Raw genomic sequence first — 7,933 nt, 5'->3', positions numbered from 1 at the left:
GTGCTGGCCAGCCCGGCCGCGCCCCTGCCCGTCGCCGACCTCGAGGCCTATGTCGACGGCGTCGTGCGCGACCGCATGGCCCGCGACCACATCGCCGGCGTGACCATCGCCGTCGTCCAGAACGGCCAGGTGGTGCTGAAAAAGGGCTACGGCGTCGCCAGCCTGAAGGACGGCCGCAAGGTCGATCCCGACAAGACCCTGTTCCGCGTGGGCTCGATCTCCAAGACCTTCACCTGGATCGCCCTGATGAACGAGGTCGAGGCCGGGCGCATGCGCCTGGACACCCCGATCAACATCTACCTGCCCGAGAAGCTGCAACTGAAGGACCAGGGCAAGAAGACGCCGGTGCGGCTGCGCGACCTGATGACCCACACCGCCGGGTTCGAGGACCGGGCCCTGGGCCAGCTGTTCGAACGCGACCCGCGCCGCGAGCGTCCGCTGGAGCTGTACCTGCGCCAGGAGCGCCCCAACCGCGTGCGCGAGCCGGGCCTGCTGCCGGCCTATTCCAACTACGGCGCCGGCCTGGCCGGCGCGGCCCTGGCCAATGTGACCGGCCAGCCGTTCGAGAAGGTGGTCGCCGACCAGGTGATCCTGCCCGCCGGCCTGACCCACACCACGTTCCGCGAAAACCGTCCGTGGCGGGATGGCCTGCCGGCTCCGATGGCGCCGGCCCTGGCGGCCGACCTGTCGGACGGCTTCCGCTGGACCCCGCTGGGCTTCCAGACCGAGACGCCCGAGTTCGTCGGTCACATCGCTCCCGCCGGCTCGGCCTCCAGCACGGCGGGCGACATGGCCCGCTACATGACCCTGCTGCTGAACGGCGGGACGATCGACGGCAAGACGATCTTCTCGCCCAAGACCAGCGCCATGTTCCGCACGCCGATGTACCGCCCCGCCGAGAGCGCCCCGGGCTGGAACGCCGGCTTCATGGACATCCCCCTGCCCGGCGGTCGCCGCGGCTTCGGCCACGCCGGCGCGACCCTGTGGTTCCACTCCAACATGGTCATGGTCCCCGAGCTGGGCCTGGGCGTGTTCGTGGCCGTCAACACCGACACCGGCGCCGATCTGCCCGCCAGCCTGCCCTCGATCATCATCGAGCGCTTCTACGCCCCGCGCCCCGAAGTGCCCGTCGCCAGCCAGATCAGCCATGACGAGGCGCGGGCCTATGAGGGCCAGTTCCTGACCACCCGTCGCGCCTATGGCGGGCTGGAAGGCTTCATCGACCGCCTGATCGGCGAGGCGACCGTCCGCGCCGCGCCCGACGGCCGCCTGACCCTGACGATCGACGGCAAGTCCAGCCAATGGGCCGCGACCAACCAGCCCGACACCTTCGCCCCGGTCATCGGCGCGGGCCTGCTGGTGTTCCAGCGCGAGGACGGCAAGGTGGTGCGGTTCTTCTCGCCCATGGGCGTTGCGGCGTTCGAGCGTGTGGGCTTCCCGCATCAGCCGGGCCTGCTGACGACCTTCGCCGTGCTCAGCGCCCTGGCGGCCCTGGCCACCCTGATCGGCGTGGCGACCCGCGACCGCCGCGAGGCGCGCCAGACCCCGACCCAGGCCCGCGCCAGCCTGCTGCAGACCATCCAGGCCATCCTCTGGCTGATCGCCCTGATCGGCGTCGGAATCTTCGCCAGCGGCGCCGACGACGTGGCCGGCGTGGTCTATGGCTGGCCCAGCGGCTGGCTGCTCAGCGCCTCGGCCTGCGCCTTCGTCGCCACCCTGCTGACCATCGCCACCCTGGCCATGCTGCCGGTCGTATGGCGCGGCGGCCGGCGGGTCGACAGCTGGACCTCGCTGCGCAAGCTGGCCTTCACCTGCACGACCCTGATCTTCCTGAGCTTCGCCCTGCTGCTGGCGGCGTGGGGCTTCCTGGAGTTCTGGAACGCTTAACCCAAATCCCGCTCATCCCGGCGAATGCCGGGATGAGCGGATTTAAGTAAAGACCGGCACGTCCCATGCACCGCCCCTTCCGGGAAAGCCTCGGGGGGAGCCGATCGTGTCAAAACAGGACGTCGCCATTTTCACCATCGCCGGCCTGCTGGTCTGGCTGGCCACGACGCTGTTCTACGCGGCCTACGGCGGCGGACTGCTGGAGCAGGCCTTCTGGTTCTACGCCCTGAACGCCTTCGCGGCGGCGGCGGCGGCGGCCTTCGTCTTCCAGTGCGCGGCACGTCTGCGGCGCATCCCGCGCAGCCGGCGACTGTTTCCGGCCATGGCGTTCGGCCTGCCGATCCTGGCCGGCGCCGACCTGGTGCTGGCCCACTTCCAGAGGCTGATGTCCGACGATCCGGCCAGCCTGGGTCGCTACGGCGCCTTCATGCTGGTGCTGTTGGTCGCGGTGGGCTCGTCAGTCTTCGAGCGTGCCCCGCAGAAAGCGCGAGTCTAGCTTCCGCACCACGATGACGATCCGCTCGCGTTCGGCCGGGCGGCGCTCGACCAGCAGCCGGGCGACCTGAGCGTCGTCGTGGAAGGCGTAGCCCTTGATGGCGTCCAGCAGGGCCTTGGCCAGGTTGTCCAGGTCCATCCACGGCGGCTCGCCGACGAACTCCATGCCGATCTCGACCGAGAACTCGCCCCAGGCCGGCCGCGAGCCGCGCCAGACCTTGCGGAAGAACTCGTAGATCAGCGGCTTGTAGTACTTGGCCTGAGTGGTCAGGCCGTCGACCACCAGGGTCAGCTCGCCGCCGTCCTCCCGGGCCCGGACCTTGCCGTGATGCGTCCAGCCGTCATCCCCAGGCAATGGCATGGTCAGGCGGTCGGCTCGACCTTCACGGCGGTGCCGTAGGCCAGCACCTCGGTGATGCCTTCCATGATCTCGTTGGCGTCGTAGCGCATGGCGATGATGGCGTTGGCGCCCATCTCGGCGGCATGGGCCACCAGCAGGTCGTAGGCTTCCTGGCGGGCCGCCTCGGCCAGGTTGACGTAGATCGACAGCTTGCCGCCGAAGATCGACTGGATCGAGCCGCCGAGATTGCCGATCACGCTGCGCGAGCGGACGGTGACGCCGCGCACCAGGCCCAGATGGGCGACGATGCGATAGCCGGGCAGATCGTTGGTGGTGGCGACGAGCATGGACTTCTCCTGAGCTGGCCCCCGTATAACGAAGCCGCCGCCTTGCCGCCATGCAACAGCGTGTCCGAGCTCAAACTCAATCGAACCCACCCCGTCTGTTATCCCGGACAACGTCCGAAGGGCCGCAAATCCGGGATGACAACCGTGGTTGACGGGGCGCGCGACGCCAACAGCGAGCGCTCGCGTCCCTTACAAACCCACCATCGCCGCCAGCTTCAGCACGGTGTTCCAGTTGCGCGCCGTCCCGACAGGGGCCTTCTTGGTCTTCTTCCAGTCGCGGTCCAGCATCGACTCGCCGATGCCGTCGATGAAATCGACATAGAGCGCCTTGTCGCCGCCCTCGACCCGTTCGCGGCCGGTGATGGCCGCGCGCAGCACGTCGATGTCGCCAGCCGGGATCGGATGCTTGAGGAAGTTGACGACGAGATGGCTAGGCCGGGCCTCGACCAGGTCCGGGAACGGGTTGCCTTCGATGATCGCCTTCAGCTCGCCCGCCGAGCGGACCATGAAGTCGGTGCGCAGGCCCATGCGTTTTTCCAGCCCGTCCTCCAGGCGCTTCTCGATGTCGGCGTCCGAACCGCTCTTGCCCCACAGCACGAGATTGCCGCTGGCCAGCAGGGTCTTGGCGTCATCGAAGCCCAGGTCCTTGGCCAGGCCCAGCAGGTCGTCCTTCAGCACCTTGCGGCCGCCGACATTGACGGCCCGCAGCAGGGCGATGTGAGGGCTCATGGAAGACTCCTGTTCCGCGAGATTTCGAGGCGTAAGGCCCGGCGCGCCTGTTCGCAAGCCGGGAACGTTGCCCTAGGCCCGGCTTGGGGATAGACCCCGCTCGACAGATTTTCGGAGACCCGCCGCATGACCGCCACGCGCAACGAGACCGACACCTTCGGCCCGATCGCCGTCGAGAACGACAAGTACTGGGGCGCCCAGGCCCAGCGCTCGCTCGGCAACTTCAAGATCGGCTGGGAGAAGCAGCCCCTGCCGATCGTTCGCGCCCTCGGGATCGTCAAGCGCGCCGCCGCCGAGGCCAATCTCTCGCTCGGCAAGCTGGATCCGAAGATCGCCGAGACCATCGTCGCCGCGGCCAACGAAGTCATCGAAGGCAAGCTGAACGAACACTTCCCGCTGGTGGTCTGGCAGACCGGCTCGGGCACCCAGTCGAACATGAACGCCAACGAGGTGATCTCGAACCGCGCGATCCAGATGCTGGGCGGCGAGATGGGCAGCAAGAAGCCCGTCCACCCCAACGACCACGTCAATATGAGCCAGTCGTCGAACGACACCTATCCGACGGCGATGCACGTGGCCTGCGCCGAGCAGATCGTCCATGACCTGCTGCCGGCCCTGAAGCACTTGCATACGGCCCTGAAGGCCAAATCCGACGCCTGGGCCAAGATCATCAAGATCGGCCGCACCCACACCCAGGACGCCACGCCCCTGACCCTGGGCCAGGAATTCGGCGGCTACGCCCAGCAGATCGCCAACGGCATCGAGCGTATTGAGCTCACCCTGCCCAAGCTGATGGAGCTGGCCCAGGGCGGCACCGCCGTCGGCACCGGCCTGAACGCCCCGATCGGCTTCGCCGAGAAGGTGGCCGCCCAGATCGCCGCCATCACCGGCCTGCCCTTCGTCACCGCCCCGAACAAGTTCGAGGCCCTGGCCGCCCATGACGCCATGGTCTTCAGCCACGGCGCGATCAACACCGTCGCCGCCAGCCTGTTCAAGATCGCCAACGACATCCGCTTCCTGGGCAGCGGCCCGCGCGCCGGCCTGGGCGAGCTGTCCCTGCCGGAAAACGAGCCGGGCTCTTCGATCATGCCGGGCAAGGTCAACCCGACCCAGTGCGAGGCCCTCACCCAGGTCTGCGTCCAGGTGTTCGGCAACCACGCCGCCGTCACCTTCGCCGGCAGCCAGGGCCATTTCGAGCTGAACGTCTTCAACCCGGTGATGGCTTACAACTTCCTGCAGTCGGTGCGCCTGATCTCGGACGCGGCGATCAGTTTCACCGACAACTGCGTGGTGGGCATCGAGCCGCGGATCGACAACATCCAGAAGGGCGTCGAGAACAGCCTGATGCTGGTCACGGCCCTGAACGGCAAGCTGGGCTACGACGCCTGCGCCAAGATCGCCAAGACCGCGCACAAGAACGGCACCACCCTGCGCGAGGAAGCCGTCGGCGGCGGCTACCTGACCAACGAAGAGTTCGACCAGTATGTCCGCCCCGAGAACATGATCTCGCCGGGCTAAGCGCATTCCGCCGAAGTGGAAGCCRGTTCGGCGATCAGAATGCGCGCCAACTAGGAGTGCCCTTTGATCCAGCTGATCCGGATCATCGACGATTTGCCGGACGGCTTCGACGCCCTCCTCGCCGACGCGGCGAGCGAGGGCGTCCGCAACATGGCGCTGCTGGCTCAGGGATGGACCAGCGGCGACCAGCGCTTCGACGGCGAGGGCGAGGCCCTGCTCGGCGCGCTGCTGGCCGGAGCGCTGGCGGGGATCGGCGGCCTCTCGGTCGAACCGGCCGCCGCCGAGCCCGCCCGCCGCGTGCGCCGCTTCTACGTCCGCCCAGCCTTCCGCCGACAGGGCGTGGCGCGCACCCTTGCTTCCGCCCTGGCGCAGGAAGCCCTTGACCAGGTCGACCTCCTGACCTGYAACGCCGCCGCCTCCTCCGCAGCCGGACCGTTCTGGGAGGCGCAGGGCTTTTCGCCAGACAGTTCAGGGCCTTGGACCCACGTGCTACGGCGGAGCGCGAGCTAGATGCGAGCTAGAAACGTCTGTTTCCGCGCCTGTCAGGCGGGCGGGCCCCGTGTTAGCCTTCGCCCATGGGCAAGGTCGAACGCGACATCGGCATCGATCCGGAACTGCTGGCTCAGGCCAAGCGGCTGGGGATCTCCATTGCAGGCATGAGCGGGACCCAGCTACGGCTGCATCTTCAGAAGGTCGATCCCGCCGGCGCCGAGGAACGCGCACGGCGCTGGGCGGAAGAGAACGCCGAGGCGATCAAGGAGCACAACGCCTTCATCGAAGAGCATGGATTGCTCTCGGATCACTTTCGGACCTGGTAGGTGCGGCAATACGATCCTACGAAAATCCGGCAGCGCCGATGCGTGGCGCCGTCCCATTCGTAGTAGTGCTGTCCTCACATTTGCTGGGTGATCTGACAGAGGTCATCGTGGCGCCCGTTCTTGTGGGCCGTAGCACGCCGCTGAACGCCTTCGAGATTCAAGTCGAGCATGGCGACGCGATGCTCCTTGTCAGCATCACCGGCATGACAGCCATTCGCCAGCGCGATCTCCGACGGCGTGCTGGCTCCGCCCAGACCTACGAAGACGACATCCGTCGCGCCGTCGACCGCCTGTTCACCGGCTTCTAGCGCCGGTCCACGACCGTCCGGCCGATCGGCGCGATGGCGACGATGGCCAGTTGCAGGTCCTTGATCGCGAACGGGATGCCGATGATCGTCACGGCCTCGGCGGCGGCGGCGATCAGGTGCGACAGGGCGATGTACCAGCCGCCCAGCAGGAACCAGATCACGTTGAGCACGCAGCCGAGGTTGCCCGTGCCCAGGTCGCCCTGGCCGGTCACCAGCTCGCGCGGCGCAATCTCCTTGCCGAAGGGCCAGAAGGCGAAGCCGGCGATGCGCCAGGCCGCGCCCGCATAGGGCAGGCCCACGATGGTGAGGGCCAACAGCGCGCCGCCCAGCAACCACAGGCAGCCCGAGATGAAGCCGCCGCAGATGAACCAAAGGATGTTGAGCAGCAGGCGGATCATGGTGGTCTCCGAAAAGCGCGGCCTAGGCGTGCGACGAATCGCGATCGGTGTCGAGCGTCACCTTTCTCGACCGGCGGACGTGACCTTGCCACAAGCTAGCGCTATGTGACGGTCCAGAAACAAAAGCCGCAGCAGTCGATTCCAGGCGCCGCGCTCATGAGGTCGTGATGGGTCTGTTCCGCAAGAAGAAGCACCAGGCGATCTCGCTGCCGGTCGGCGCCGCCCCCGTCCCCACCTCGGTGAAGTTCCGCGGCTGCACCTTCCGCATGCCCGACCACTGGGTGATCACCAAGCAGCTGCTGGACGGTAAGGACTATGAGCCCTGGGTGCTGGACTATTTCCTGCAGACCCTGAAGCCCGGCATGACCGTGCTGGACGTCGGGGCCAGCTGGGGCGCCTTCGCCCTGCCAGCCGCCAAGAAGGTCGGGCCGATCGGCCGGGTGATCGCCATCGAGATGAGCCCCGGCAACGGCCGGGTGATCCTGGAAAGCGCCAAGACCAACGCCGTCGACAACATCCGCCTGATCCTGGTGGGCGTGTCCGACAAGCTGGAGACCGCCTTCCTGCGCCGCCAAACCATGCACAACAACCACCAGCTGGAGCCGGCGGGCCAGGCCGCGCCGGACGACCTGAGCGACTACGACTTCGCCCCGGTCGTGCCGATCGATCTGCTGCGCGGCGAGCTCGGCAAGGTCGACGTCATGAAGATCGACATCGAGGGCATGGAATATCGCGCCTTCATGGGCGCCAAGGCCTTCATGGCCGACCAGAAGCCGATCACCTTCCTGGAATACTCGCCCGCCTTCCAGGCCGAAACCTCGCGCGCCGAGGGTTCGGCCCTGCTGAGCTTCTTCCTGGACCTGGGCTACGGCGTCGAGATCCTGCACCGCAAGAAGAGGCGCGAGGCGGTCAAGGGCGCCAGCGCGGCCGAGGTGATCGCCAATATCGACGCGGCCTGGAAGCGCCACGTCGAGGACGACAACGGCACCCACCTGGACCTGTGCCTGAAGGCGAAGGGCTAGAAGCCCTGCGTCCTTCGAGGCTCGCCTTCGCCTCACACCTCGGGATGAGGAATTCAGGAGCAACAAAGCTC

General features: G+C 67.5%; 11 protein-coding genes. 7 read left to right on the top strand and 4 right to left on the bottom strand.

The features are described from left to right. Together AC1DZ6_RS13890 and AC1DZ6_RS13885 are read left to right on the top strand one after the other, a co-directional pair. Window positions 1–1,887, top strand: a 1,887-nt coding sequence (locus AC1DZ6_RS13890) for a serine hydrolase domain-containing protein (RefSeq protein ID WP_477097752.1), incomplete at its 5' end; no start/stop codon positions are given. 106 nt (window positions 1,888–1,993) lie between these two features. Next, complete coding sequence (locus AC1DZ6_RS13885; protein ID WP_477097751.1) at window positions 1,994–2,383, top strand: hypothetical protein; 390 nt, start codon at window positions 1,994–1,996, stop codon at window positions 2,381–2,383. Here the strand turns inward: AC1DZ6_RS13885 and AC1DZ6_RS13880 are convergent. The 3 genes from AC1DZ6_RS13880 to AC1DZ6_RS13870 form a co-directional block, all read right to left on the bottom strand. Next, window positions 2,345–2,743, bottom strand: a complete 399-nt coding sequence (locus AC1DZ6_RS13880; protein WP_477097750.1) for a RusA family crossover junction endodeoxyribonuclease — start codon at window positions 2,741–2,743, stop codon at window positions 2,345–2,347. The two genes, AC1DZ6_RS13885 and AC1DZ6_RS13880, sit on opposite strands and share 39 nt — an antisense overlap. 2 nt (window positions 2,744–2,745) lie before the next feature. After that, on the bottom strand, window positions 2,746–3,069 hold the full coding sequence (locus tag AC1DZ6_RS13875; RefSeq protein ID WP_477097749.1) for a YbjQ family protein: 324 nt from the start codon (window positions 3,067–3,069) through the stop codon (window positions 2,746–2,748). Between the two features lie 189 nt (window positions 3,070–3,258). Continuing rightward, window positions 3,259–3,798: a DUF1697 domain-containing protein gene (locus AC1DZ6_RS13870; RefSeq protein WP_477097748.1), complete on the bottom strand. Its 540-nt coding sequence runs from the start codon at window positions 3,796–3,798 to the stop codon at window positions 3,259–3,261. A gap of 126 nt (window positions 3,799–3,924) precedes the next feature. Here AC1DZ6_RS13870 and fumC point away from each other — a divergent pair, with 126 nt between their 5' ends. The 4 genes from fumC to AC1DZ6_RS13850 all read left to right on the top strand — a co-directional run bounded on the left by fumC (window position 3,925) and on the right by AC1DZ6_RS13850 (window position 6,442). Then, entirely contained in the window at window positions 3,925–5,316 is a 1,392-nt protein-coding gene (fumC, locus tag AC1DZ6_RS13865) for a class II fumarate hydratase (protein WP_477097747.1), read from the top strand. A gap of 63 nt (window positions 5,317–5,379) precedes the next feature. Next, a complete protein-coding gene (locus AC1DZ6_RS13860; protein ID WP_477097746.1) occupies window positions 5,380–5,826 on the top strand; it encodes a GNAT family N-acetyltransferase in 447 nt (148 codons plus the stop codon). A 65-nt stretch (window positions 5,827–5,891) separates the two neighbouring features. Then, window positions 5,892–6,134: a type II toxin-antitoxin system CcdA family antitoxin gene (locus AC1DZ6_RS13855; protein WP_477097745.1), complete on the top strand. Its 243-nt coding sequence runs from the start codon at window positions 5,892–5,894 to the stop codon at window positions 6,132–6,134. Next, window positions 6,044–6,442: a CcdB family protein gene (locus AC1DZ6_RS13850; RefSeq protein ID WP_477097753.1), complete on the top strand. Its 399-nt coding sequence runs from the start codon at window positions 6,044–6,046 to the stop codon at window positions 6,440–6,442. The genes AC1DZ6_RS13855 and AC1DZ6_RS13850 overlap by 91 nt, the downstream gene beginning before the upstream one ends. Here the strand turns inward: AC1DZ6_RS13850 and AC1DZ6_RS13845 are convergent. Next, window positions 6,439–6,840, bottom strand: a complete 402-nt coding sequence (locus AC1DZ6_RS13845) for a YccF domain-containing protein (RefSeq protein ID WP_477097744.1) — start codon at window positions 6,838–6,840, stop codon at window positions 6,439–6,441. The two genes, AC1DZ6_RS13850 and AC1DZ6_RS13845, sit on opposite strands and share 4 nt — an antisense overlap. A gap of 167 nt (window positions 6,841–7,007) precedes the next feature. Between AC1DZ6_RS13845 and AC1DZ6_RS13840 the strand changes: the two genes are divergently transcribed. Then, complete coding sequence (locus AC1DZ6_RS13840) at window positions 7,008–7,862, top strand: FkbM family methyltransferase (RefSeq protein WP_477097743.1); 855 nt, start codon at window positions 7,008–7,010, stop codon at window positions 7,860–7,862. The last annotated feature ends 71 nt before the right edge of the window (window positions 7,863–7,933 follow it).

It is taken from the genome of Caulobacter sp. P1_B12_2 (assembly GCF_056406675.1).
The sequence above is the reverse complement of the archived record's forward strand: the minus strand, read 5'-3'. Positions and strand labels throughout refer to the sequence as shown.